The organism is Neobacillus ginsengisoli (assembly GCF_030813055.1).
This window is the reverse complement of the sequence record NZ_JAUSTW010000005.1, coordinates 254,263-280,351: the sequence shown is the minus strand read 5'-3', so window position 1 is coordinate 280,351 and position 26,089 is coordinate 254,263. Positions and strand designations below refer to the sequence as shown.

At 38.4% G+C, this 26,089-nt stretch carries 27 protein-coding genes and 2 pseudogenes; 17 read left to right on the top strand and 12 right to left on the bottom strand.

Going from position 1 to position 26,089, the window contains the following annotated elements:
* Positions 1-23: 23 nt before the first annotated feature.
* Positions 24-464: a YfmQ family protein gene (locus tag J2S10_RS16775; protein WP_307409816.1), complete on the top strand. Its 441-nt coding sequence runs from the start codon at positions 24-26 to the stop codon at positions 462-464.
* Positions 465-620: 156 nt separating this feature from the next.
* Here the strand turns inward: J2S10_RS16775 and J2S10_RS16770 are convergent, their stop codons facing one another.
* Positions 621-1,040: a hypothetical protein gene (locus J2S10_RS16770; protein ID WP_307409815.1), complete on the bottom strand. Its 420-nt coding sequence runs from the start codon at positions 1,038-1,040 to the stop codon at positions 621-623.
* Between the two features lie 289 nt (positions 1,041-1,329).
* Entirely contained in the window at positions 1,330-1,809 is a 480-nt protein-coding gene (locus J2S10_RS16765; RefSeq protein WP_307409812.1) for a DUF3920 family protein, read from the bottom strand.
* 549 nt (positions 1,810-2,358) lie between these two features.
* Between J2S10_RS16765 and J2S10_RS16760 the strand changes: the two genes are divergently transcribed.
* The 7 genes from J2S10_RS16760 to J2S10_RS16730 all read left to right on the top strand — a co-directional run bounded on the left by J2S10_RS16760 (position 2,359) and on the right by J2S10_RS16730 (position 7,438).
* On the top strand, positions 2,359-2,985 hold the full coding sequence (locus tag J2S10_RS16760) for a metal-dependent hydrolase (protein ID WP_307409811.1): 627 nt from the start codon (positions 2,359-2,361) through the stop codon (positions 2,983-2,985).
* 237 nt (positions 2,986-3,222) lie between these two features.
* Positions 3,223-3,642, top strand: a complete 420-nt coding sequence (locus tag J2S10_RS16755; RefSeq protein WP_307409809.1) for a DUF3231 family protein — start codon at positions 3,223-3,225, stop codon at positions 3,640-3,642.
* 434 nt (positions 3,643-4,076) lie between these two features.
* Entirely contained in the window at positions 4,077-4,277 is a 201-nt protein-coding gene (locus J2S10_RS16750; protein WP_307409807.1) for a hypothetical protein, read from the top strand.
* 185 nt (positions 4,278-4,462) lie between these two features.
* The gene (locus J2S10_RS16745) at positions 4,463-4,834 is read left to right on the top strand and encodes an NUDIX domain-containing protein (RefSeq protein WP_307410060.1); all 372 of its coding nucleotides are present in this window, start codon (positions 4,463-4,465) and stop codon (positions 4,832-4,834) included.
* Between the two features lie 105 nt (positions 4,835-4,939).
* Complete coding sequence (locus J2S10_RS16740) at positions 4,940-6,130, top strand: MalY/PatB family protein (protein ID WP_307409805.1); 1,191 nt, start codon at positions 4,940-4,942, stop codon at positions 6,128-6,130.
* 443 nt (positions 6,131-6,573) lie between these two features.
* Entirely contained in the window at positions 6,574-6,954 is a 381-nt protein-coding gene (locus tag J2S10_RS16735; protein WP_307410058.1) for a hypothetical protein, read from the top strand.
* Positions 6,944-7,438 carry an aminodeoxychorismate lyase gene (locus tag J2S10_RS16730; RefSeq protein WP_307409804.1) on the top strand — a complete coding sequence of 165 codons (495 nt, stop codon included), beginning with the start codon at positions 6,944-6,946 and terminating at the stop codon, positions 7,436-7,438. Before J2S10_RS16735 ends, J2S10_RS16730 begins: the two co-directional genes overlap by 11 nt.
* Positions 7,439-7,716: 278 nt before the next feature.
* Here the strand turns inward: J2S10_RS16730 and J2S10_RS16725 are convergent, their stop codons facing one another.
* Both J2S10_RS16725 and J2S10_RS16720 read right to left on the bottom strand, forming a co-directional pair.
* On the bottom strand, positions 7,717-8,208 hold the full coding sequence (locus J2S10_RS16725) for an SdpI family protein (RefSeq protein WP_307409802.1): 492 nt from the start codon (positions 8,206-8,208) through the stop codon (positions 7,717-7,719).
* 164 nt (positions 8,209-8,372) lie between these two features.
* A complete protein-coding gene (locus tag J2S10_RS16720) occupies positions 8,373-8,567 on the bottom strand; it encodes an alpha/beta-type small acid-soluble spore protein (protein WP_307409800.1) in 195 nt (64 codons plus the stop codon).
* Between the two features lie 349 nt (positions 8,568-8,916).
* On the opposite strand from J2S10_RS16720, the gene J2S10_RS16715 reads away from it, so the two are divergent.
* Positions 8,917-10,032, top strand: a complete 1,116-nt coding sequence (locus J2S10_RS16715) for an NAD(P)/FAD-dependent oxidoreductase (protein WP_307409798.1) — start codon at positions 8,917-8,919, stop codon at positions 10,030-10,032.
* Between the two features lie 95 nt (positions 10,033-10,127).
* Here the strand turns inward: J2S10_RS16715 and J2S10_RS16710 are convergent, their stop codons facing one another.
* Complete coding sequence (locus J2S10_RS16710) at positions 10,128-10,493, bottom strand: SET domain-containing protein (RefSeq protein WP_307409797.1); 366 nt, start codon at positions 10,491-10,493, stop codon at positions 10,128-10,130.
* A gap of 154 nt (positions 10,494-10,647) precedes the next feature.
* On the opposite strand from J2S10_RS16710, the pseudogene J2S10_RS16705 reads away from it, so the two are divergent.
* Positions 10,648-11,125, top strand: a pseudogene (locus tag J2S10_RS16705) (glycerate kinase); the annotation flags it as partial.
* Between the two features lie 44 nt (positions 11,126-11,169).
* Here J2S10_RS16705 and J2S10_RS16700 read toward each other — a convergent pair.
* The 3 genes from J2S10_RS16700 to J2S10_RS16690 form a co-directional block, all read right to left on the bottom strand.
* Positions 11,170-11,997 carry a COG4705 family protein gene (locus J2S10_RS16700; protein WP_307409795.1) on the bottom strand — a complete coding sequence of 276 codons (828 nt, stop codon included), beginning with the start codon at positions 11,995-11,997 and terminating at the stop codon, positions 11,170-11,172.
* Positions 11,998-12,205: 208 nt separating this feature from the next.
* Positions 12,206-12,511: a hypothetical protein gene (locus J2S10_RS16695; protein ID WP_307409793.1), complete on the bottom strand. Its 306-nt coding sequence runs from the start codon at positions 12,509-12,511 to the stop codon at positions 12,206-12,208.
* Between the two features lie 158 nt (positions 12,512-12,669).
* Complete coding sequence (locus J2S10_RS16690; protein ID WP_307409791.1) at positions 12,670-12,822, bottom strand: lmo0937 family membrane protein; 153 nt, start codon at positions 12,820-12,822, stop codon at positions 12,670-12,672.
* A 151-nt stretch (positions 12,823-12,973) separates the two neighbouring features.
* On the opposite strand from J2S10_RS16690, the gene J2S10_RS16685 reads away from it, so the two are divergent.
* Complete coding sequence (locus J2S10_RS16685; RefSeq protein WP_307409789.1) at positions 12,974-13,285, top strand: DUF4359 domain-containing protein; 312 nt, start codon at positions 12,974-12,976, stop codon at positions 13,283-13,285.
* A gap of 462 nt (positions 13,286-13,747) precedes the next feature.
* Here the strand turns inward: J2S10_RS16685 and J2S10_RS16680 are convergent, their stop codons facing one another.
* Positions 13,748-14,449: a VIT1/CCC1 transporter family protein gene (locus J2S10_RS16680; RefSeq protein WP_307409787.1), complete on the bottom strand. Its 702-nt coding sequence runs from the start codon at positions 14,447-14,449 to the stop codon at positions 13,748-13,750.
* Between the two features lie 268 nt (positions 14,450-14,717).
* On the opposite strand from J2S10_RS16680, the gene J2S10_RS16675 reads away from it, so the two are divergent.
* Positions 14,718-15,512: an HAD family hydrolase gene (locus J2S10_RS16675; protein WP_307409785.1), complete on the top strand. Its 795-nt coding sequence runs from the start codon at positions 14,718-14,720 to the stop codon at positions 15,510-15,512.
* Positions 15,513-15,589: 77 nt separating this feature from the next.
* On the opposite strand, the gene J2S10_RS16670 is transcribed toward J2S10_RS16675, so the two are convergent.
* Positions 15,590-16,567 (bottom strand): ring-cleaving dioxygenase, encoded by a 978-nt coding sequence (locus J2S10_RS16670; protein WP_307409783.1) that lies wholly within the window; start codon positions 16,565-16,567, stop codon positions 15,590-15,592.
* 169 nt (positions 16,568-16,736) lie between these two features.
* On the opposite strand from J2S10_RS16670, the gene J2S10_RS16665 reads away from it, so the two are divergent.
* The 3 genes from J2S10_RS16665 to cysI all read left to right on the top strand — a co-directional run bounded on the left by J2S10_RS16665 (position 16,737) and on the right by cysI (position 21,132).
* Positions 16,737-17,234: a hypothetical protein gene (locus J2S10_RS16665; protein WP_307409781.1), complete on the top strand. Its 498-nt coding sequence runs from the start codon at positions 16,737-16,739 to the stop codon at positions 17,232-17,234.
* A gap of 325 nt (positions 17,235-17,559) precedes the next feature.
* On the top strand, positions 17,560-19,386 hold the full coding sequence (locus tag J2S10_RS16660; RefSeq protein WP_307409779.1) for an assimilatory sulfite reductase (NADPH) flavoprotein subunit: 1,827 nt from the start codon (positions 17,560-17,562) through the stop codon (positions 19,384-19,386).
* A gap of 27 nt (positions 19,387-19,413) precedes the next feature.
* A complete protein-coding gene (gene cysI, locus J2S10_RS16655; protein WP_307409777.1) occupies positions 19,414-21,132 on the top strand; it encodes an assimilatory sulfite reductase (NADPH) hemoprotein subunit in 1,719 nt (572 codons plus the stop codon).
* A 265-nt stretch (positions 21,133-21,397) separates the two neighbouring features.
* Here the strand turns inward: cysI and J2S10_RS16650 are convergent.
* Together J2S10_RS16650 and J2S10_RS16645 are read right to left on the bottom strand one after the other, a co-directional pair.
* Positions 21,398-21,715 (bottom strand): annotated as a pseudogene (locus tag J2S10_RS16650) (transposase); the annotation flags it as partial.
* On the bottom strand, positions 21,673-21,876 hold the full coding sequence (locus J2S10_RS16645) for a hypothetical protein (RefSeq protein WP_307409775.1): 204 nt from the start codon (positions 21,874-21,876) through the stop codon (positions 21,673-21,675). The gene J2S10_RS16645 and the pseudogene J2S10_RS16650, both read right to left, overlap by 43 nt.
* 791 nt (positions 21,877-22,667) lie before the next feature.
* Here J2S10_RS16645 and J2S10_RS16640 point away from each other — a divergent pair.
* Entirely contained in the window at positions 22,668-24,014 is a 1,347-nt protein-coding gene (locus J2S10_RS16640; RefSeq protein WP_307409773.1) for an MFS transporter, read from the top strand.
* Positions 24,015-24,493: 479 nt separating this feature from the next.
* Positions 24,494-26,068: a spore germination protein gene (locus J2S10_RS16635; RefSeq protein ID WP_307409771.1), complete on the top strand. Its 1,575-nt coding sequence runs from the start codon at positions 24,494-24,496 to the stop codon at positions 26,066-26,068.
* The last annotated feature ends 21 nt before the right edge of the window (positions 26,069-26,089 follow it).

Genomic DNA, 26,089 nt, shown 5'->3' with positions numbered 1-26,089 from the left:
AAACGTAAGGGAGATGATGAAATATGACATGGGCTGTGCTTTCGATAATTCTTATAAGTATTGTTAAAATATTAATGACCTGTCTTCCAACTGGTCCTGTGGAATGGCTTATTAGCAAATTTGAAATTCATTCAAAACTTAGTGACGCGAATGTGGCCGTAACCATTGACGGAAAACTCTTGGAAGGTGAAGACAAAATTCAAGTTATTAATTATTTTAACGAAGCTACATTTTTAAAGCAGCATTATGTATATCCAGGGACCGAGAAATTATATTTACATCCAGAGAACAGTGAGACTCCAATAGTTATTGATACTAAAAGAGGCAAAAAAGATGTTAGGTTATTTGTTTACAGGAACAACGATCACATTGATGTAGTCAAACAGTACAAGAAGAAAGTAGTTGCTTATAGCCTGCTTTCCAATAGCCTCCAAAAACGTTCTTTATCAGAAAAGGGGATTTAGTTTAAAAGGTCAGAATAAAGATGGCCTTTTTTTTGTTAACATTCCAACATTCGGTGTTCATTAGGATTCGGTTTAAGCAACCTGTATAGTTACCACTATAAACAAAAAAACGACCTACCCGCAGACAAGTCGCCTTCATTTTTGACTTTTCAAACTCTAGTCTAGGCTGATATTTCGAAGATGGAACATGGAAATGCGAACAATTTCTTCTTTATTAATCAATAAAAGATTATCATTATTAACATCACCAAGGATACCCTCTATTTTTTCCGGACCACCACGGTTAATTTTAACCCATTGGTATTTAAGGGTGCTTAACAGACTATTGAAATTATCAGCTTTTTTATACTCGAAGCCTTCAGGAATTTCAAAATTACAATCCAACTTTTCATTCGTATTCTCCGTCACACTTTTTATGTGCTCGGTGTTATAATAAACGACCCCATCTTCTTCAGTGAGTAATACAAGATGATCATCATATACATCTAATAACTTTCCAATTCTAGAATCCGGACCCCCCCGATCAATCCTAATTACTTTACCTGAAAAAGACCTAATCATATCTATAAAAGCCATGATTTTTCCCCCTTATAATTAAACAAGCATTTTACTCTGTATATATATGAATATCTAAGTGAAGTTGTACTAATAAATGAGCCTTTCTTTGTGGGGAAAAGATTGGTGATGTGGGTAAAGGAGCGATATTTTAAGAAATAAACTGGTGAAGGTGAAGTCCCTATAAGCTAAGCCTTGATGTATCAGTAAAATATTTTAATGGCCCCTATAAAAAGTAAAGAATTGGCTGGTGCAACGACCTGAAAAGGAGTAATCTCCCGTGAGTGGAATGGTTCCTTTTTTGAACGGATCATAAGTCAACGTTTTTAAGTGATTCAGATAGTAGGTATTCTTTTGTTTTTTCTTTTGCAAATTGAAAGGCATCCATTTCAGTAATTCGTTCTTGATAAGGTATTTTTTTATCAGATTCGAAATGATGTCTAAAATCAGGATTGAGGTCTTGCATGACATGACGAAATTCATGAAAAAGAGTCTCAATTAATGGGATATATTCACTGAAGGTGAAAATAAAGATAATCTCTAATTCTCTCCAATAAATACCTGATGCGAAACGTAAATATTCATCTTCTTCATCTCCTAAGTCACTAATGATTTTATTCGCTTGACAAATAGAACAAAAAATAACAGGAATAGCAAAATTTGAGTCTAAGGATTTAAAAATAGTATTGGCTAATGTTTTAATGTCCCAATAAAATTCATCATCCAGCACATACCAATTTTTATATTGGTGATAAATAATGTGTTTTTGTAGAACTTGAATTAAAGACATCCAAAAAAAACCTCCTAACCATTTTGACAATCATTCTTACATAAAAAACCTTTTTTCTGAGAGTAGACTAAAAACCACAATAGGATTCGTTATCTATTGTGGTTTTTAAATTTTTACGTAAACTTTATCCTCATTATTCACAAAATTTATAAAATCCAAACGCAATGTTAAATGAAATAAAATCCACCTAAAAAGGTAGTAAATGTTTTGTATTAGTATTTTATTGGGTCAATTTAAATATGATTTCTTATATTTTCCTACTTGGATATAAGAATTATATTAAAATAGAAGGAAGAGTTGGAATTGTGAAGCGTCCAATTTTTAAAAAACATATTAAAAAGAAGGCTGTGTTAAAGGCGAATGTTGATTTTTTACAACTGTTGATTGGAGCGGAGGGCGCTCGACTCCTGCGGGATTGAGAGGTCACGGGAGACCCCGCTTATCTCTAAGCGCCGAGGAGGCTCTCGGACCTCCCCGCGGAAAGCGAGCGCCAGGAGCGGAAATCAACAACCAAGTTTAACAGAGCCAAAAAGAAAAAGGTGAAAAGGATTGAAGGGTACAGCACATATGGTAATTGGAGCAACGACGGGTTTTATTATAGGAAATGCATTTCACAGTGATTTAACTACCCGACTAATATTTGTAGGATTAGGAGGAATCACAGGTTTAATCCCGGATTTAGATATTGATGGCGAGTTAAGTAATAAAATTACACTACCTCACAAAATTATTCGTACTATTACCCAGTTCATCGGCATCCTAATGATAATTTATAGCTACTTGGAAGGTGAGAGGACTGATAAATGGCTTGGAATTGGGGTTGGGCTTGGAATTATTGTGATTTCGTCCTTCATTACAAAGAGACGGATGCTTACTGTAACTGGAATAGGAGTGCTAGCCGGAGGATTTTCACTAAATGAAAATTGGTTATGGTTATTCGGTATTTATATTATTATCGCTTCCTTAATTTCCCATAGAAGCTATACGCATTCAATTCTAGGCATACTATTCTTCGGTGTGATTGCTTTTAAATTCGAGGCCTCGCTAAGAATTCAAGGTGTTTTCATTACTTGTATATTAGGATACATTAGCCACTTGATTGCAGATATGAAACTCTTACCATTTAATAAACGAGGAGTAAAATTCTTTTTACCATTTTCCTCAAAGGACTTTTGATATTGTTTCCAAATCCTTAATCGGACCATTGGTGTTATCTAAAGCATTATTGATGGGAAATTGGAAAATCAGTAAAGTGTAGTAGGGATTGTGAAGGTTTCTACTTACACTATAGGATAAGATCTATCCGATACTCGCAGCTGACGTAAATTTAAATAATCTTTTCCTATTTCAATACCAATACCTAAACCGACTTACTACAGTTAACTGCTCCTTTCTGAATTAGTGGATGAACAAGTGCATTCGGAAGCAGGGATTAACAGTACAACTGACCCAGAATTGAGGAAAGCATTTCATGAAGCAGTAAAAATGTTCAAATCGCAGAGAGAAAGGCTCACAGTATTTTTGCGATTAGAAGGGGTTCCCTTACCACCCTTAAGTGAATCTAAACCAATTTCAGACCCAAATGCGGTTCCGCCCGGAGTGAAGTTGACGGATGATGAATTTGCAAACAGCCTTAATATTAAAATGTTTCTTGGTATTACAATGTGTGCAACCGCCATAAATGAATCCGTACGTAACGATGTTGGTTTGATATGGGTGGAATTTTTACAGGAATACATGACTTTTGGAGCAACTATGAAAACACTTGTGAAGAAACGAGGGTGGCTTAAAGTTCCACCGTTCTATTATCCACCGGGTGCACCAATTCAATGACACAATAGAAAGCTATCTCTTCGTTTGAGGTGTGGAGCTATATTTTAGCTTTCTCTTCTTTTAACGTGTTTAAGCGCGATCCTCGACAACTTATAAACATTTTTATCTATATAAGTATCCACTGAAAATCGTCCAAGTTTTCTGTTTGATTTCATCACGTTAATTTAACCTCTCGAGCAGTTAAACAAACAAAGCCTGTTCTTCAAGCCTTAACTTAGGAGAACCGGCTTTTTGTTTGACACTAGGTAATCAAAGCTGATTGGGATAAGCACCTATACTTAGGTGTTTTTTATTTTATTAAAGCTCTGTAAAGGAGCTGTTAATCTTCATGTTAAACTAACAAAGCAGGTTCAAGAAGGAATTGCAGCCGAAATAATAGAATAAATTTAATGAATAAAAAAGTGGTAATATGAAGATTATAGGAGGTTGTTTTAATGGTAATCCAATCAAATATGACTTCAAAGGCTATAAGCGTAGTGTGGGAAGATACATTAGAGGTTTTTCAAAAATACAATGTTCCAATTACAGAAAAAACATTACAAGTATTAGTAACCGACAACATTCTTCAAGTATTATTAACTGAATTAAATAATGTAGTAGGCAGCTCCCATGCAACTTGCATAGAAGGTGGCTGACAAATGCCATCTAAAAAGGAGTAGGTTACTTCTTCAATAAGAGGCGGCATTTACTTTAAGAACCTTATCATAGGGGAGGGGTATTTATGGGTTACTGTGAAGATATAAGAAAAATGATTGGGAATTCTCCACTAATATTTGTAAGACCAAGTGTGGCTATCATTAATAATAAAAGTGAAATTTAACTGAGTCGTAACGTAGGTGGAACTTGGACTATTCCAGGTGGAGCTTTACAGTTAAATGAGTCAGTTGAAGAGTGTATTACACGAATTGTCTTAGAAGATATAGGCATTAAGATAATGAAATTAAAATTATTTGGTGTCTATTCAGGCAAGGAATTAATAAATCGAGTTGAAGTAAGTGGTGATGAATACCATCCTGTTGCAATCGTTTACGTATGTACGGAGTACGATGGAGAAATAACTCCAGAAAACAATCAAGCAATAGAAGCTCAATTTTTTAAATTAAATCAATTACCTGAACAAATCGTTCCTTTTATTAAAAACAAGTTAGTTGAATTAAAAGGGCAACTTACAAAAATTAAGGACTCTTATTAAGCTGAAAAAACAAAATAATTCATATGTGAACTCTCGTGTAAAAGTCAAATTTTTTTAAGTCAAAGAGCATCAAGTAAGGTATGAATAACGGAGGGTGTGATTTTTATGAAATATAATTTTGATGAGATTGTAAATAGGAGAGGCACCTACTCAGTAAAATGGGATGGAGGACAGTTAATTAAAAACATGGGTCTTACAGACAGATATGATGATGAGACCATCCCATTATTTACAGCAGACATGGATTTACCCGTACCCCAGCCTTTAATAGATGCTTTACATAAAACCGTTGATCATCGAATTTTTGGTTATTCTATTTTTCCCGATGAGTATTTTGATGCTATCCAAAAGTGGTTTAAAAAGCGGCATGATTGGATTATTCAAAAGGAAGAAATCATCTTTAGTCCGGGAACGGTTCATGCTTTGAGCATTGCTGTAAGAGCTTTAACCGATCCGGGAGATGGAATCATCATTCAACGGCCTGTTTATCCGCCTTTTACATCGGTGATCACCGCTAACGGCAGAGAAGTCAGGAATAATGCGTTTACATGTAATGATGAAGGTTATTATCATATTGATTTTGAAGATTTTGAAGCGAAAGCAAAAGATGAAAAGACGAAAATGTTCATTATGTGTAATCCCCATAATCCTACTGGAAGAATCTTTAATACAGATGAGCTTAAAAAGTTATCCGAAATCTGTTTGAAAAATGATGTGATTATCGTTGCTGATGAAATTCACGGCGATTTAATCAGACGGAACCAAACCTTTATTCCCATTGCAAAAGCGGCAAGCAATGTCGATCACATTATCACGTTTACCGCCATTAACAAAACTTTTAATGTCGCAGGACTGCATTGTACGAATGTGATCATTTCAAATCCGGAGCTTAGGAATAAATTTATCAGTGTGATGGGAACGCATCTACCATCACCGTTTACGGTATCTGCCCTTATAGCGGTTTATAATGAGGGGGAAGAATGGTTAGAACAATTGAAAGAATATATCGACGGAACCATGGAGTGGGTAGTAGAGTTCCTAGCAGAAAGGATGCCGAAGGTTAAGGTGAGGATTCCTGAGGGAACCTATATCATGTGGCTGGACTTTAGCGGCTACGGCCTATCACCTGAAGACGTACATGATCGAATTTATAACAAAGCGAATGTATTATTGGAAGATGGAAAAATGTTTGGCGAAGAAGGGCTAGCCTATCAAAGAATTTGTATCCCGTCACCAAGACCCATGATAAAAGAAGCCCTTGAAAGAATCACAAGAGAATTTGAAAATATAAAATAAGCCTCCAACGTTTTGTTGGAATACCAAAAGTCTTTGGTAACTTCTCTAAAGTTAAATGCTGTTTATAAAGAAAGCCGTTTTCCTTTTTAGGGAGAACGGCTTAAAATTTTCAGGCCGATAGGATGGACTAATTGACGTATAGCCTGCCTTTACTGGCGGATATGCCGATTTTATTTGCGAAAAAACTACTTTTATTTACGAAAAGCCGATTTCATTTGCAAAAAAGCTTCTTTTATTTATTGAAAGAAGACCACTCTGATGTGAAGAGTGCTTTTTCATATGTAATTCTCACGGAAAGAAGAAAATAAATCCATAATTCTCCGCATTTTGTCAAATTCACCCGACTTTTTACGTATTTTTATAGATACAATTCGAAAAATTAATAGTTTGGTAGTATAATAAGAACTTGCAAGTTTCTATTCAATAAAGGAGGAATTATTTTGATGGAATGGACGTTAGTCGGATTATTTGGGGTATCCGCTATATTACTAGTCATTTCAATTTTAAAGTCTTCGCATGCGTCTAAAGTTGAACATAAGCAGATTGATATGGTTCATATAGACATTATGAAAGAAATCAATGCCGTTCAAGAGTCAATTCGGAATATTGAGCTTGACATAGAAGTGGTTATGAACGATGCGGGAATTACACTTTCTACTGAAGAAAAACTTTTTATGCGTGAAATACTAGACTTATATAAACGAAATTACTCAATTGAGAGCATTGCTGAGATGAAAAAGGTAACAGAGAATGAAATCGAACAGATGCTTGCTCCTTTTCAGAAATTAAAGGATGAAAGGAGAAAAGTTGCAAATGAGAATTAACTTATTGAGCAGCTTTGCAGCAGGATTACTCATTTCTACCACGATTTGCGGCGCTGTTTACTTCTCTACTAAAAGTGATGTCCCAAAAGCAGCTGTCAAAACATCCGAAAGCCAAACAACTGTAAAAGTTCAACCTTCTGAGAACGAGATGAAAAATACCCTCGTATCGAAAGGCTATATCGTTCAAACGATAGCCGAATTTGATAAGAAGATGAAAGATGCAAAAGGTGCTGATCAGAAACAAGCTGCTCCTGCAGACAATCAGTCTAATAAAGCCGTAACAAAAGTTATCCTTAATGTTTCAGATGGAATGACCAGCATCGATGTCGGCAACATGCTTGTCAGGGCTAATTTAGTTCCGAATGCTTTTAACTTCTCAAAAGATATCGAGAAAAAAGGGCTAGAAAACAAGTTGCGCCCCGGTGTATTTGTAGTGGATAGTAATATGTCCTACGACCAAGTGGTCTCAACTATTTTTAAGTAATGATCAAAGATTAAAATTCCAGGTGACCTTTATTTTTATGGAGGTTACGTGGAATTTTTTTAATATGGAATGGGTCATTTTATATTCAGTGGAAAAAAGATCTTTATAGCTGGTGATGCCAAATTGAAGGAACTTAATAAGCTCCAAGAGAAAGATTTATATAAGCCGGTTCAGCGGTATTTTTTACGTGAAGATTATATGGTTTATGGTGAATAGAAAAGTTGGATAAATACCTCAAATCTATAATTCCTATAGTTAACTGTCTCGGACTTAGATGCTTAAGGTGAAGTGCGGTTTTGTTTTAAATAGCTTGAACTAAATAGTCCTTTTGGGCTTTCCCAAAAATAGGATAATTGGGGGGTATTTTGATTGAAAAGTTGAATTAAGTGATCAAAATTCTTCATTTCATACACATTAAAGACAACGCCATTTTCCGTTTTCGCTTGAAAATAACGGGTTTTGGTGCTATTTTCACCTCTTGATTCTATTTCATAATAGGTGGTTTCGACTACATCCTTCCATGTATATTCATTCACCGAAGTTCCTTTTCGCTTATTGATTACTTTTACCGTAAACCCATTTTCATCACAGGAAACCGTGATGTCGTTTGCGAAATAGCGTATCAAAAAGAAAATCACAACGGCTAAAACAACAAAGATCAAACCGACCCATACGCTAATAAACAACAGTCCGATACCAATGGCACCAAAAATAACGCCCAAAATAACAGAAGTTTTTGAGGATGTGCTATTTGTAAATTCCTTTTGCATACATACCGCCCCTTTATTACGAAGAGTATGCTTCCAATTATTTTAAATGCCCAAAGGAATATTTAAATAAAACGACAAATTTCGTTTAAATTTTCTTTTGCTAAATGATTTATGAAAATGTAAAAGGGTGTCCTTGGTTAGGGACACCCTCTTTTTGAAACCAACTATGGACCTTGTTGATTTCGTAATGATTGTTCAGCGTAAGCGATAAGACGTTTTGTCATTTCGCCGCCAACTGAACCGTTTGCTCGTGCGGTCGTATCAGCACCAAGTTGAACTCCAAACTCATTGGCGATTTCTTCCTTCATTTGATCCAGAACATTGCCTGCACCGGGAACCAAAAGTTTGTTTCTAGCCATGATACATCACTCCCGACGATGTATTGAGCAATAAAAATATTGCTCGAATATAATTTATCCGATTCTTATTTGTTTAAACCAACTATTTAAAAAAAAGACTTAACAATCTCTTGTTGCTTTTTACATTCCTGGCACGTATATTCAATTTCTAATGAATCTTCACTTACCATGTGTTCAGTTTCTTTTTTACATTGATCACAATAAAGGATTCTTGGTATTTCTATCATTTTTAAATGCACCACTCTTTTTTTGTCTTTACAAACTTTTCATCTTGGATTAATATCCCCTAAATAGGAAAAAAATATTGAGACTATTTCAGCATAGGAAAAACTACATGAAAAGGTGCTTTATGAAAAAAATAATTGTTATCGGAGCAGGGATTCTCGGTGCTTCGACTGCTTACCACCTTGCAAAATTAGGTGCTAAGGTTACTTTAGTCGATCGAAAAGACCAAGGACAGGCTACTGACGCTGCTGCAGGGATTGTTTGTCCATGGCTTTCGCAGCGGCGGAATAAAGCATGGTACAGGCTTGCAAAGGGCGGAGCACGTTATTATCCTGAATTAATTGCGCAATTGGAAGCAGATGGTGAGAAAGAAACAGGCTATAAACGGGTAGGGGCCATTAGTCTTCATACAGACGTTACGAAGCTCGAACAGATAGCGGAACGAGCACGAAAACGTCATGAAGATGCACCGGAGATCGGTGAGATTACGATATTGTCACCCTCTGAAACCAAGAGACTTTTTCCGCCTTTAGCGGACGAATTTGGTTCTGTACATGTTAGTGGGGGAGCAAGGGTCGATGGACGGGCGTTAAGAGAAGCATTGATTCATTCTGCGATAAAGAATGGAGCTTTCTTTTTAATAGGAAATGCCAGCATTGTTAGAAAAGATAACCGAGTTATTGGGATTAAGCATGAGGAAAAAACATGGTTCGCGGATCAAGTAATTGTCACAGCAGGGGCCTGGTCAAAAGAACTTTTGCAGCCACTGGGAGTTGATTTCTTAGTCAAACCCCAAAAGGCGCAAATTGTTCATCTAGAATTACCTAAAACAGATACAAGTTCGTGGCCGGTTGTCATGCCGCCCAGTACACAGTACATTCTGACCTTTGAAAATGGCCGGGTTGTCGTCGGGTCTACACATGAGAATGAGGCTGGTTTTGACAGCCGTGTCACCGCAGGCGGAATCAATGAGATTTTAGGAAAAGTTTTAGAAGTGGCACCGGGTCTGGCGAAAAGCTCCTTCCTTGAAACAAGAGTAGGGTTTCGGCCTTTCACACCAGGCTTCCTGCCTGTAATTGGAGCACTTCCTCATTTTGAAGGAATCTATGTAGCAAATGGTTTAGGTGCATCCGGGCTAACGAGCGGGCCGTATCTAGGTGCGGAATTAGCCAAACTTGTCTTGGGAAAACCAACAGAGATTGATCTTAGCAGCTATGATATATCGGGGGCCCTCGTCTAAGAACTAAAAGTAAGGCTGGGATAATAATGGAAAAGAGCTTGGATTATGCAAGCTCTTTTTTTCGGCAAAAATAAGCTGTCGTCCATCTCATAACCTTAAAGCACCTCAAACCATACCGGTGTTTTATCTTCAGGGTTTCCATTGTAATTTACTACTATTTCATCTTCAGATTTTATGTCGGTATGTGCATAAAATTCAATGGTTTCATCTTCTATTCTGTATTTATATTTAGCATTTGGAGTGTAGGAATGGTTAAATAGCGACCCATAGCCCAATGCTATTGCACAATCTTTATTTTTCCCCCAATAAAAAAAGTAGTTTGACAGTATTGTTTTATATAGATAATCAAATTCTTCGTTAGGGACAATTATGACCGGTGCTGTATGAATGAGCTCGCCCTTCTGTATATCATGGGTAGCGAATACCCCTCTACCGTATTTAGATTGCTTTACTTCCAACAAATTTTTTTCACCTCCATTTTACCTAAACCTAATGCCCTTTTTCTGTCCTTCAATTAATTTAATTTATGATTTAAATGGTAATTAGTTAATGGAAAAGTCCTAATATTTAAAAAAATCAACTCTTTTTTTGATTAGCAGACTATTAAATTTAACCTTTTTCGGGATTCTTGGCAACAAGAGTTCTGTTGTGGTCGAAATGGCAGCAACTTTAGGCTTGCACCTGGTACCTAACCAGAAACGCAATCCACTCATTACAACTACCAGAGGGACTGGGGCATTAATTGCAGCCGCACTTGATTACGGGGTGAACCATATCATTATTGGAATTGGCGGAAGTGCTACATATGATGGGGGAGTGTGTATGGATAAAGCCCTTCAGGATGCTGATTACTGGAGAAGGAAAGATTGAGGGACAAACGATTTTTGGAAAAACGCCCATTGGTGTTGCAAAAACAGCCAAAAAATTGGGTTTCCCGGTCATTGGCATAGCCGGGAACATTTCCAAAGACAGTTATATTATCCATCAATATGGAATTGATCCTATCTTTAGTATTGTTCCCGGTTTTCTTGTACTTGAAGATGCCTTTAAAGTGGTAAGAACAGCCGAAAATATTGCTGTGGTTTTGAATTAAAAAAGAGATAAAAATAAGGCATAGAGAACTGGCAAGTATGCTTGCTACTGCACGTCTGACACTACAGGTTCGACATTAACATCTCTGCGAGTGACAGTCAGGTAGCCGACAAGGATAACGATGACAATCGTTAAGCAAAGACTAACGGGACCTTCTCCCAGTCCAAGCCCTCCGCGAGTATGAGACACCGAGATCCAGTCTGAAAACGAGGCCCCTACAGGACGCGTCATAATGTAGGCGAACCAGAAGGCGATAATCTCATTTTTTCGAAACAACCAATAGCCCAAAGCAGGGATCGCAAGCATGACAGCAAATAGCAAGCCAGAGGAGAAGTAGCCCAAGTGCATGGTTGACGCTGTCATGTCTCCTGCAGCGGTCCCGAGTGCGAACGTTCCTAATACGGTGATCCAGTAAAAAGACTCGCGGCGAATGGTAAAAATACTGTGGATAGACAGTGTCTTCTCATATGCATACCATGTAATGAAGATTGCGGCCAAAACCACAGTAAAAAATGTGGTGGATGCAATGTATGGTATGCCCAATACTATGTGCACTACATCAGCAGCCATCGTGCCGAATATACTGACCATGACGACAACTAACCAGTAGATCCATGCTACATAACGGCGCACTGAAAATTGCAGTACCAACGAGCCTACCAGACCAATTCCCCCAAGCGCTACTGCAATTATCGGATTTATATGGTTGACTAGATAATCAGAGAACACCTCACCCATTCCAGTGGTCAGTACCTTTGTGATCCAGAAGAAAATCGTAATTTCCGGAACTTTAGTTAAGACCCGCTGAGCTTGATGCATGTTGTCCGAAATGGACTTAACCTTTGCTATCGAATAAGTTGGATTTTTTGCCATTACTAATCTCCTTTTTTAACTATGAAAATTTCCTAAATTTCACTATAAAATAGTGTTTTTAATTTTATATAAAAATCTTCTTAAAATAATATAAATTATTTATTAAAAAAGACATTGGTATTACTTAAAAAAAAGTAATACTAGTGGGTGAAGTCATTGTTTTTGCAAAACCAATAAAAAAAGGCCTAAAACTAAGCCTCTCAACTATTTAATCTATATCAATTTTTTTAATTTGTAAGAAGTTTTGAATTCCAATTTCAGCGGTCTCTAATTTTCCATTAATGTATCGATACGGATCGAATGTTTCAATCTGTCCGTCTAATTGTTGTTCCATAATGTCCAATAGCATACCTGAAACTTTACATAATTGATCAACTATATTTAATAATTGAAGCTCGACAACACCTGATTTTGTTCTAGTGTTTCCGTGGGTTGCTTGGTAAAAGACGTAATTAAGTCTTTTGTTTAATGCAGCGATGTCTTCATGTGTAAATTTATCCTTTAGAGTAGCCATTTATCCTGATTCCTCCTTAAAATATTTACAGTTTAAAGCTATTCGTAGAGTGGAGGGGATAGAATACAATGGCAGGATTCTTTACATAGAATTTACTTAATGCCAATCATTTTATGGTTTTACATATGTTTCACATTAAGCTCTAAGAGAAATAATTCTTATCCTTTATGCCGATTTCTTCCTGATATTAATTTAAACAAAAACATAACCACTGCTATTACCAGAAGAATGTGAATAAGTCCTCCCAAAAGATGGAACACAATTCCGAGCACCCAAAATAAAATTAATAAGCCTATAATCGTCTTGATCATCGTTTTTCCTTCTTTCTTTTTATATTATATATTCACCAAAATTCAATCATCTATTGATGTATAGTTTACATCTTGATAAAGTTGGTAATGATACCAAAATGTGAAATATTAGCAAAAGTCTTTTAAAACCAGATGAACCGGAGGGATGTTCATGAAGAAACTTCGTAATGTAATTATTATTGGTTTTATCCTTATCATTGCGGCAGTTACTAATCCACCAAAAGAAAAGTTTGTCATTTGGGCAAAGGATCAATTAAAGGGGAAGGCCAATAACGGATTGGTAAATATGGGCATAGAAGTTTTTGGCGATGGGGTAATCAATTCCGTAACCAATACTCAAAACTATGTTTTCTTTTCCGTTTATGATTCAAAAATATCTGCTTCAAAGGATATTAAAGTTTTAGGTATTTTTAACAACTTTATTCCTTTGTCAAATTCAAGTGGTGGAAATAGTTCATCATGATAGTTGGCAAAAGCATCCCCGGTTCATTTAAGGATCTGGGGATTTTTTAAGAAAATTACTGGTCAAAATGGGGCCACTAAGTTTTGTTTTGCAAAAGGAACGTTTTTATATTTGGCTCTGTTAAACTTGTTTGTTGATTTCCGCTCCTGGCGCTCGCTTTCCGCGGGGAGGTCCGAGAGCCTCCTCGGCGCTTAGAGATAAGCGGGGTCTCCCGTGACCTCTCTATCCCGCAGGAGTAGAGCGCCCTCCGCTCCAATCAACAGTTGTAAAAAATCAACATTCGCCTTTAACACAGCCTTATATTTATTTACCTATCCCAAACGTAGCAAGTGCGCCAAAGGAATTTCTCAACCTATATTACATGGAAATAGTAAAAATAATAAAACAGGCGATTCCTTGGGTCGTCTGTTTTATTTGAATCTATTATTTTTTATGACAAACGTGAAAAAAGATTAATGTCTTTTAATGAGCAGAAAGCAAGCGGGCAAGCACAAATGCCACTGCAGCAGCTGAGCCTCCAACGATCACAGTTTGGAATGCACTCTTCCATGGAGAAGTACCAGTAAATCTTCCTTTTATGTATCCGAATACCAATAGGGCAATCAATGTCACGATGACAGATGCTTTTAGAGCAATTGTAGGATGGGAAATGAAAAAGTAGGGAAATAAAGGGACCAGGCCTCCAACAATATAGGAAATCGCAATGGTGATGGCACTATTTCTTGCCCTGCTTGGTTCTGGTTTTTCCAAACCTAGCTCAAACTTCATCATGAAATCAACCCATTGATCAGGTTTTTTTCGCATAGTCGCTGTAATGGATTTTATTTGTTCCTCATCTAGCCCATAAGTTCTAAATATTTCTGCTACTTCTTCTTCTTCTTTTTCCGGGATTTCTATTACCTCTCGCTGTTCACGCTGCAATTCTGTTTCATAATGCTCAGCATCAGTCTTACCGGCTAAATATCCTCCAAGTCCCATAGCAATTGACCCCGCAGCAATTTCTGCCGCGCCGGCTGTCAAAATTAAAGCTGTTGAATCAACTGCCCCTGACAAACCTGCTGCAAGTGCAAATGGAACTGTCAATCCGTCAGACATACCAATAACAATATCACGCACTAGATCTGAACCCATAAAATGCTGTTCGACGTGGGTATGTTGCTTCATAAATTTAACACCTCGCAATTCAAATTAGTAATGTAAATAATTAAACAACCATTTCTAATGCCTATTTTTATAGTCATTCCTATATTTTTCAATCTACCACAGCCCCAAAAAAATTCAAAGTGGTTTCCAGTCACCAATCCCTATAATTAGCTAATTTTTCACTGCCTTCGTAAATTTAAAAAATTGTTTTGTATTTTAATTATTTTTTCAATATTAAAAATGGTAAACTAGTATAATAACTATTATTACTATAAAGTGAGGGGACAGCATGATTAAAGCGATTTTTTTTGATTTAGATGATACTCTTCTTTGGGATCAAAAAAGCATCAAGGAAGCCTTTGTTGCTACATGTAAATATGCTGAAGAACAAAAGGGAATAGACCATAATCAACTTGAGGAAGCGGTTCGGGAAGCAGCAAGAAACTTGTACTCTTCCTATGAATTTTATCCATTTACACAAATGATAGGGATTAATCCGTTTGAAGGACTATGGGGCAATTTTTTGGATCCGCATCATGATAATTTTAAGAAAATGAAGGAAGTCGTGCCTGGCTATCGAAAAGATGCATGGACTACAGGATTAAAGACACTGGGAGTAGATGACCCTGACTTTGGATTTGAGTTAGCAGAGCGTTTCCCACAAGAGCGCAGGAATCTGCCGTTTGTGTACGAGGAAACTTTTCAAATACTAGATGTGTTAAAAGATAACTATCAGCTTCTTCTTTTAACAAATGGATCACCTGACCTACAAAATACGAAACTAGCCATCACACCGGAGCTTGTGCCATATTTTGATCAAATTGTCATATCCGGTGATTTTGGTAGAGGTAAGCCTGATCCTTCTATTTTTGAACATGCCTTGTCTCGCATGTCCATCCAAAAGGATGAAGCGATCATGGTCGGAGATAACCTGATGACAGATATTCTTGGAGCTAATCGTGCCGGAATTAAATCTGTGTGGATTAATCGCCATAATAAAGAACGAAATGAAGTCATCCCGACATATGAAATTAAGCACTTGGAGGGGCTTCATAACATATTAGAAGAGTTGGGTAACAAATAGATAATGAAGGTAAAAAGGTTCATAAAAATTGCCATAAATATCGTTGCATATTTATGGCAATTTTTACAAAGATGAAATTATTCCTTGATCAATTCTTTCGTGCTTCTTACCGTTTCAATCGGGCGAACTAATTTTTCAATTTGTTCGCGTTTTGGTTCTAAAAATGGCGGTAAGGATAATTTTTCTCCAAGCGTTTCATATGGTTCATCGCCCATAAATCCCGGGCCGTCTGTCGCAAACTCAAACAAGATTTTCGGCGCAACTCTTGAATACAATGACCCGAAAAAGTAACGATCGACAAATCCCGACGTTTGGAATCCAAAGTTTTCCATCCGTACTATCCATTCTTCTAAAACAGCTCGGTCTTCAACACGGAACGCGGCGTGGTGGACCGTACCAAAGCCTTGACGGGCTTGCGGCAGAATCGGATTATATTCTACAACAACCTGCGCTCCATTTCCTCCCTCACCCACTTCAAATAAATGAAAAGATTCTTCCTGACCAATTTCTTTAAATAATAGTACTTTTTCCAGCATTTCTTTAAAATAATCAAAATTAGCAACCCGAACAAATATTGGTCCTAATCCGGTAATGGCATATTCCAACGGGATGGGTCCTTTTTGCCATGGTGTACCTGCGGCAATACCTTTATTGTTTTCATCTGAAATCAATTGGTAGTGTTGATCATCAAAATCGACAAATGAAAGGGTCTTTTTACCGAATTGTTCTTTGATTCCGGTATGTTTGACTTCTAAACGACCAAACCGTTTAACCCAATATTCTATGGCAGCATCGCTTGGTACACGGAAGGATGTTTTTGAAATTTCATTTGTTCCGTGTACTCCTCGTGGTATACCGGGAAAGTCAAAGAACGTCATATCTGTTCCGGGACTGCCTATATCATCAGCAAAAAATAGGTGATACGTTTGAATATCATCTTGGTTAACAGTTTTTTTTACTAAACGCATACCTAACACATATGTGAAAAATTCATAGTTCTTTTCGGCACTACTTGTTATTGCGGTTACGTGGTGGATACCTTTTAGGTTGGTCATGATAATTCCTCCAATGGGTCCTAAATTTTTGTACATACTAGTATTCTTTCTGAGTTGATTCACTACTCAAGAGACTCAATCAAAACAGAATAATCAATGTAATATTTTAAAAAAAAATATCTTTAATTAATATATCTTTAATTCAAGATAAATATATCATGGATTTTTTTTGCTGTCAACCAGACTCAACAACAGAGCGTGCAACTATAATATTTACTTGTCCTGGTATTATCGCCGTTTCCGTAATTCACAAATTCCATTTACTATTGTAGATATAAAAAAGGATGTGGATTATTTGACGAATGGTTTTACCGATAAAGATGTTATTGATATTGTAACGAGTGTAAATGGCGTCCCCAATTGCAGGATCCATTTTGAATTAACCACAAAATGCACAACGGCTGCGGGATTAACTACAATTACTTACACTATAACCAACTTCCTGGATTCAAATTCTACGATATATGATCTTATCGTAGAGGATCAAATATTTCCTTTCGATGGCGGTATACATCCAGGTAGTATAGGGAGGGCTAAATTCACAAGAAATGGTACTTGTGTCCCGATTGTTGGTACCGTTTTTGTTGAATTTGGAAGCCAGGAATTCGAATTTGGCTCATTATGCACGGCAATGCTTAAGGGACCATGCAATAATACGGGAAGTTAAATTTTTTATCCTGAGGGACTGTCTTGATGAGAGTCCTCTTTTGGTTCAAGCGGATAAACGAAGTCTTTCCTTATTAAAAACTTTATTATTTATAAATTTTTCTTACATACTTGAAGGTGAAAAGGTTATATTCCATTATTAAACTAAGTTTACCTAACTATTAATATTTTTAATAATTCATATTATTAAATCCTACTTGACTAATAGGAATAGTAAATATACGATAACATTAACAAATTATTTAAATAGCAAGAATTGTCGAAACCAGTTATTAGTAAAAGAATGGTGTACGATCAATTTTTATTTTTTAGTGAGGTGGATGTAGTTGCAACTTCAGGTAATGAACAGTCCGTTTAATCAGGAGCAGGCAGAGCTCCTTAACCGCATTCTGCCAACATTGACGGATTCACAAAAAGTTTGGCTTAGCGGATATCTCGCCGCGTCACAGTTTGCTTCCGTTCAAGGAGGATTGGGAGCACAGGCAACTGAACTTGCTGCACAAGGTACTGGGGAGTTAATTTCAAAAGATGTGACCATCCTTTATGGTTCACAATCGGGAAACGCGAAGGGTCTCGCGACGAAGACAGGAAAGACGCTTGAGGGGAATGGTTTTCAAGTAACCGTTTCTTCAATGAGTGAATTTAAGCCGAATAATTTAAAGAAAGTTCAAAACCTTCTAATTATAGTTAGTACACACGGAGAAGGCGATCCTCCGGATAATGCGATTTCTTTCCATGAGTTTCTTCATAGCAAGCGGGCACCGAAGCTAGAAGGACTTCAATTTTCTGTTTTAGCGCTTGGAGACAGCTCATATGAGTTTTTCTGTCAGACGGGGAAAGAATTTGATACTAAATTGGAAGAGCTCGGCGGAACACGGATTTATCCGCGCTTCGACTGCGACCTGGATTATGATGAGCCTGCGGCGGAATGGCTTGAAGGAGTCATTAGCAATTTAGGAAACGTGCAGGGTGGAAGTGCTTCTCCTGTAACGGTAACGGCAGCAGCAGCTCAAGCCGTTGAATCGCCGTATTCCAGAACTAAACCGTTTAAAGCAGAAATCCTTGATAATATAAATTTGAACGGACGCGGTTCGAATAAAGAAACACGTCACCTTGAAATTTCGCTGGAAGGTTCCGGCCTTACCTTTGAACCGGGAGATGCACTGGGTGTTTATCCCGAAAACGATCCGGATCTTGTCGATCTGCTACTTTCTGAAATGAATTGGAAGCCTGAAGAAATTGTAAAAGTGAATAAACAGGGCGACACGCTTCCACTAAAAGAGGCACTCACCACTTACTTTGAAATTACAGTTTTAACGAAGCCGCTTATAGAGCAGGCAGCGAAGCTGTCAGCGAACGGGGAATTACAGGAGCTTTTATCAGCTGACAATCAAGGAAAATTAAAAGCATATCTTGAAGGTCGCGATTTAGTGGATTTGGTTCGTGATTTTGGTCCATGGACTGGTTCAGCTCAAGAGCTTGTTTCGATTCTCCGGAAAATGCCGGCCCGTCTTTATTCAATTGCCAGCAGCTTAGCCGCGAATCCGGATGAAGTGCATTTGACAATCGGAGCCGTCAGGTATGATGCACATGGAAGAGAACGAAAAGGTGTATGCTCGATTTTAGCTGCAGAGCGACTGCAGTCGGGCGATTCACTCCCGATTTTCATTCAACAAAACGAAAACTTTAAACTGCCAAAGAACCCTGAAACGCCGATCATCATGGTTGGACCGGGGACAGGTGTTGCTCCGTTCCGCTCGTTTATGCAGGAGCGTGAAGAAATAGGAGCAGAAGGGAAATCATGGATGTTCTTCGGCGACCAGCATTTCGTAACAGACTTCCTTTACCAAACTGAATGGCAAAAATGGTTAAAAGATGGCGTGCTAACTAAAATGGATGTTGCGTTTTCACGTGACACAGATAAAAAAGTTTATGTACAGCACCGTATGCTGGAACAAAGCAAAGAACTGTTCGAGTGGCTTCAAGATGGAGCGGTGGTTTACATTTGCGGTGATGAGAAACATATGGCACATGACGTGAATAATACGCTCATTGAGGTTATCGAAAAAGAAGGCAGCATGAGCCGAGAAGAAGCGGTAGAATATCTAGCAGTCATGCAGCAGGAAAAACGTTATCAGCGTGATGTATACTGATTTTGGATTGAAAGGAGTTTTTTCAACATGGTCAAAACAATTATAAAAGCGCCCGAAGGCCCGCCAAGTGACGTTGAGCGCATTAAAAGAGAAAGTAACTATTTACGTGGCACGCTGAAGGAAGTAATGCTTGATCGGATCAGCTCGGGAATTCCTGATGACGATAACCGCCTCATGAAGCATCATGGCAGCTATTTGCAGGATGATCGTGATCTTCGCAATGAGCGCCAAAAGCAAAAGCTTGAACCTGCGTACCAGTTCATGCTGCGCGTCCGATTGCCGGGCGGTGTAGCTACGCCTGCTCAATGGCTTGTCATGGACGAATTAGCCCAAAAAAACGGAAACGGCACCTTAAAATTAACAACACGCCAAACATTTCAAATGCACGGTATTTTGAAATGGAATATGAAAAATACGATTCAGGAAATTCATGCGACCCTTTTGGATACAATTGCAGCATGCGGCGATGTGAACCGGAATGTGTTGTGTACTTCTAATCCATATCAATCGGAAATTCACTCAGAAGTATATGGTTGGGCAAAAAAATTAAGTGATGATTTATTACCTCGAACAAGAGCTTATCATGAAGTATGGTTGGATGAAGAAAAAGTGGCCGGCACCCCGGAAATCGATGAAGTTGAACCAATGTATGGCCCGCTTTATTTGCCTAGGAAGTTCAAAATCGGTATCGCTGTTCCGCCTGAAAATGATATCGATGTCTTCTCTCAGGACCTAGGTTTGATTGCCATTATTGAAGATGGCAAACTGATCGGCTTTAACGTGGCAATCGGCGGAGGAATGGGTAGTTCCCATGGTGATAGGGCGACATATCCGCAGTTAGCTAAAGTGATCGGCTTCTGTACGCCTGAGCAAGTTTATGATGTGGCGGAAAAAACGATTACAATTCAGCGTGACTACGGAAACCGGTCCGTCCGCAAAAATGCCCGCTTCAAGTATACCGTTGACCGCCTAGGGCTTGAAACTGTCAAGGAAGAACTTGAAAACCGCCTCGGCTGGAGTCTTGATGAAGCAAAGCCGTATCATTTCGACCATAACGGTGACCGCTACGGCTGGGTAAAAGGCATTGGAGGTAAATGGCATTTTACATTTTATATCCAAAATGGCCGCGTCGCAGATTTTGAAGATTACAAGCTAATGACCGGTTTGCGTGAAATTGCCAAAATTCATACCGGTGAATTTCGTTTAACAACGAATCAAAACGTAATTATTGCTAATGTAACAACTCAGAATAAGAAAAAGATTAACGAATTGATTGAACAATATGGGTTGACGGATGGCAAGCATTACTCTGCACTTCGCCGCAGTTCGATGGCTTGCGTCGCTCTGCCGACATGCGGATTGGCGATGGCGGAAGCGGAACGCTATTTACCGGTTCTAATCGATAAGATTGAAACCATTATTGATGAAAACGGCTTGCGTGACAAAGAAATCACCATCCGTATGACAGGATGTCCGAACGGCTGTGCCCGTCCGGGACTCGGTGAAATTGCTTTTATGGGTAAAGCAGTAGGAAAATATAATATGTACCTCGGCGCAGCCTTTGACGGCAGCCGTCTAAACAAAATGTATCGTGAAAACATCGGCGAAGAAGAGATTTTGAGCGAACTTCGCGTGCTGCTGTCCCGCTATGCGAAAGAACGGGAAGAAGGCGAGCACTTCGGTGACTTTGTCATCCGTGCAGGTGTTATTAAAGCAACGACAGACGGTACGAATTTTCATGATTAATCGCATGTATTAGAGACAGGATCATTTCCTGTCTCTCAGATTGTCGAGAAAGGGTATTTTTCTCGGCAATTTTTTATTTTGTCAGAATCATACCAAATTTATTGATTGTCCCTGCAAATGGGCCTGTTGATTTCCGCTCCGGGCACTCGCTTTCCGCGGGGAGGTCCTGGAGCCTCCTCGGCGCTTTGGCGCCTGCGGGGTCTCCAGTGACCTCTCTATCCCGCAGGAGTCGAGTGCCCTCCGCTCCAATCAACAGGGAGGCAAATCACCCTAAAGTATTGCAACGCACTTTTTCTAACCTTGCCAAGTGTGTTGCGATCTTTTTTATATTTTGGCAGGCTGCAGTAAGAAGAGCCTGTTCATTTGCATTCTTCAATCCCCTTAACCGGCAGTAGCGAAGCCCGTGCAGCTCTTTTGAGTCTGCGAAGCTTCGCTCAATTTTTTCCTTTCTAAATTTATAAAGCATTTTTCCCGATTTAGATAAGCGATTTAACCTTACCTTTTCCTTGTGCTCCTCCCATACATGTCGTGTTACAACTTTTACTTTATTTTTTGAGCGTGTACATTGGGATAGTAATGGGCAGTGCGTCCATTATCATCACTGTAATAAGGACGGACCTTTTTAAGAAGAAACGAAAAATCAATATATTTATCAATCAAACGAAGAAGATGGTCATCAGGTACCAATTCATCAATAGATACAAATTCACATTCACTTTGGCTAGACTCTTTTGGCTTAAACATTGATTTCACCACTTATTTTTATTATTTATTAGTTGAGTTGAAGGTCTTTATTGAAAACACTCTGTTGATTGGCGCGGAAGGCACGAAGACTCCTGCGGGAGTACGGGGCAGGGGAGACCCCGCAGGAGCGAAGCGACGAGGAGGCTCCCCGGCACGCCCGCGGAAAGCGAAGTGCCTGGAGCGCCAATCAACAGACCTGTTGAAAAGCCTATATATCAATAATATTAAAACAAATTAACGCGGTGAATTATTGAAGTAAATGAATAAAATAAGAGACTGCCGAGGGTTTTTCGACAGCCTGAGAGACAGGATCATTTCCTGTCTCTTTTTATTCCATTTTCCCTTAGAATATATGATTCTTTTTAAAGTGATAAGAATGTTGATAACTATTTATCGATTATTAATCTTCAGGTGGCATTTTTCATGAAAGATTATTATGTAAGCGCATACATTTAAGTAAAGGAAGGAGGTAATACTGATGTTATATCCGTATAGTTACGAATATATTAAATATCTTAACGATGAAAATTCTTATGGAATGACTTACGATCAATGGAAAAATAAGAATAACCATGACGATTCGGATAAATGCAATCGGTGCGGAAATGGTAAAGACTTTTGCAATATTTGTCCTAAATGTAAATATTAAGCGCTTTTACGCCGAATAGGCGTTTTTTTTATGATTATTGTATCTTTTAGGAAGTCTCTTTTATTGGGAATAAGCTTTTTGTTTCTATAAACGGTAAAAATTGAGTAATATAGCTATTGGAGTTGTAAAAAGGGGGTATTACATGAAAAGTAGAACTACAGTTATGGTGAGTATCGTTCTTGCGATGCTGGTTGCATCAATTGATTCAACCATTATGAACACAACGATGCCAATCATTGCCAAAGAGTTAGGAAGATTTGATTTGTACGCTTGGGCCTTTGCGTCCTATATGATTGCAAGTACGATTCTTTCACCTGTGGCTGGAAGATTATCTGATTTATTTGGCAGGAAAAGGGTGTTCGGATTTGGGATTCTGTTATTTTTGGTTGGATCACTTCTATGCGGTTTGTCTGACACTATGATTCAATTAGTCATCTTCCGTGCGATTCAAGGAATCGGCGCAGGATTCATGATGCCTTTTCCGGCCATCATAGCCGGTGATTTGTTTGCCGTTGAGCAAAGGGGAAAAATTCAAGCTTTATTTACAGGAATGTGGGGGCTTTCCGCTGTTCTCGCTCCTTTACTTGGGTCCTTTTTCGTTCAGTTTTTGACTTGGAGATGGATCTTTTTTGTCAATTTACCAATTTGTCTTATTTCATTTTTAACGCTTTTACCCTACAAGGAGCATTATCAGCCGAAAAAAGCAAGTGTCGATTATATTGGAGCAATCCTATTCGCTATCGGGGTAACGTCGCTTCTGCTTGATACGGTCGTTAAGAAGGATAGGCTTGTATACTTGTTAGTAGGAATCGTATTTCTGGTTGTATTCTATTTTTATGAGAAAAAACAAGCTTCGCCAATCGTTCCGCTTTCTATGTTTAAAAACAGGATGATCTCCCAGATTAATCTTAATGCCTTTTTAGGAACGGTTGCTTTATTTGGAGCATCAAGTTTTATCCCGTTATTCCTACAAAATATTGCAGGACTTTCGCTATTCATGAGTGGTGTAGCGCTGCTCGGAACGGCGATTGGATGGATGGCCGTAGCTGTACCTGCCGGAAAATGGATTTTAAAATATGGATACCGCATCCTCTTGATTATCGGAAATACATTATTGTTCTTCTCAGGGTTATTATTGACACTTTTAAATCCAAGCCATGGTTTTTGGTTTGTTTTTCTTGTCATGATTGTTCAAGGGTTAGCCTTCGGATTATTAACCACAGTAGGAATGATTGGCGTTCAGCAGCTGGTTGGCGGACATGAAAGAGGGATATCGACTTCATTTTTTATGTTTTGTCGAAACATGGGGACAGCAATTGGTGTTACGATCATGGGAGCCTTATTGACCAATGCAGCCGATTTTATGACAGGAATTCACCATTTGTTCCTCTTCGGTTTCTTCGGTAGCACCTTGGCTTTACTGACATCATTTCTCATTCAGAAGGAACCGTCTGATCAAAAAATTGCCGCAAGAAGTCAATTGAGTTAGATTTATGCTTAAAAGGATGCCTCATTGCATCCTTTTATCCTTGATTGGAGAAATTGCGACCTTAATCGTCTTTAGTTCAATCATCGTAGTCATTTCCATCGTGGTCATGTTTAACAAAGGAATCAGGAATTTTAATTAAAGAAGATCATAAACCCCGTTACCAAAAGATATAACCACTTTTGGTAACGGGGTTTTCTATTTACAAAATAGGGAGCAATCAAAAATTTTGAATATATAAGGAAGGAATACCAAATAATACTACTTAAGAATTTATGAACTCTTAACTAATTGAAATAGTATCCTTTTAAGATTTCTACTGCTGATAAAAGAATTTAAAGGGTGAGGGTATTGTGGAAATCGATTGTTTCTTATCTTCCGGAATGGGAAGTTTTTATACAGGCATTTGTAACATTTTTCATACCTTTTGTGATATCCAGACTGTTTAAGTGGATCCGCTCAACATAGGAGGACCGATGAAAATGAAAGGACTAAAATTTAAGAGTAGACATCTCAAAAAGCATGAATATCAACTTGATTCAACTCAGGAAACTGATCCCCCACAAGAGTCTGCCACTCATTTTATCGGTGAACTCTCCTTAGACCTGGAACGTGTCAAGCTAGAAATCGGTCATAACTCGGATGTTCACTTTCGGGAATTTTATATAGGGAATACAGGTATTCGGGCGGCAATCATTTTTATCGATGGTCTTTCAGATAAAGAACTTATAGAAAAATATATTTTGAAAACGCTTATGGAAGATTTTCCAACGAGGTATAATCGTGAGCAAGCTGGCGTGAAAGGGAGCGATTTAAAGGATTTTATTAAAAATGAAGCCCTCTCGATTAGTGAGCTAATAGAAATACAAGACTTAAACGTATTAGTTTCCAAAGTATTGACAGGATCAACCGCATTGTTAGTGGATCAGGTGTCAGAAGTGCTAATTCTCGGTACAACCAAAGGGAAGTCACGAAGTATCGAAGAACCGGTTTCGGAAGCGTTGGTAAGGGGGCCAAGGGTAGGGTTCACTGAGACGTTAAGCGATAATACTGCTCTTTTGCGGCAGCATGGGGATAATCGCAACCTATCGATTATTCATTTTCAAGTTGGAGAGCGTGCCAAAAAAGACCTCGTTATCGTCTATATTAGCGAAATTGCTGATTCTGATTTGGTAGATGAAGTCAAGGAAAGAATTAAGAAAATTAATATAGATGATGTTCCCGAATCCGGTTATGTAGAGCAGCTAATAGAAGATAATTATCTTAGTCCTTTTCCACAAGTACAGAATACGGAGCGTCCCGACAGGGTTATCAGTGGCTTGATGGAAGGACGCGTTGCGATCTTGTTGGATGGGACACCCTTCGCTTTGATTGTTCCGGTCACCTTTAGCATGATGTTACAATCACCGGAAGACTATTATGAAAGGTGGATTCCTGGAACATTCATCCGTTTACTTCGTTACCTGGCAGCGACTCTGGCTCTTTTTACACCTGCTTTGTATATTGCTTTTATCTCGTTTCATCCAGGATTGATTCCTACTAAGTTAGCCATATCCATTATAGGGGCGAGATCCAATGTTCCATTTCCGGCACTAATCGAAGCATTATTTATGGAAATATCGATCGAAATTTTGAGGGAAGCCGGACTCCGGTTACCGAAGCCAATTGGTCCAGCAATGGGAATTGTCGGTGGGTTAATCATCGGTGAAGCTGCTGTACAAGCAGGGATTGTTAGCCCCATTTTGGTGATTGTAGTGGCGTTAACTGCGATTTCATCGTTTTCCATTCCTCAATATAGTGCAGGGATTTCATTACGTATTCTTCGCTTCGTGGCCATGCTTTGTGCGGCCATATTTGGATTATATGGAGTCATTCTATTTTTCCTTTTTATGACCATTCATTTAGTGAAACTAAAAAGCTTTGGTGTGCCTTATATGAGTCCAGCCTTTCCTTATCGTTTAAGCGAATGGAAAGATTTAATGGTCCGCATGCCCCTTATGATGATGAAAAGACGTCCAAGGATGATGGATACCAAAGATCCTATACGTAAAGGATAACTACTTTGAAGGGAAGATGAA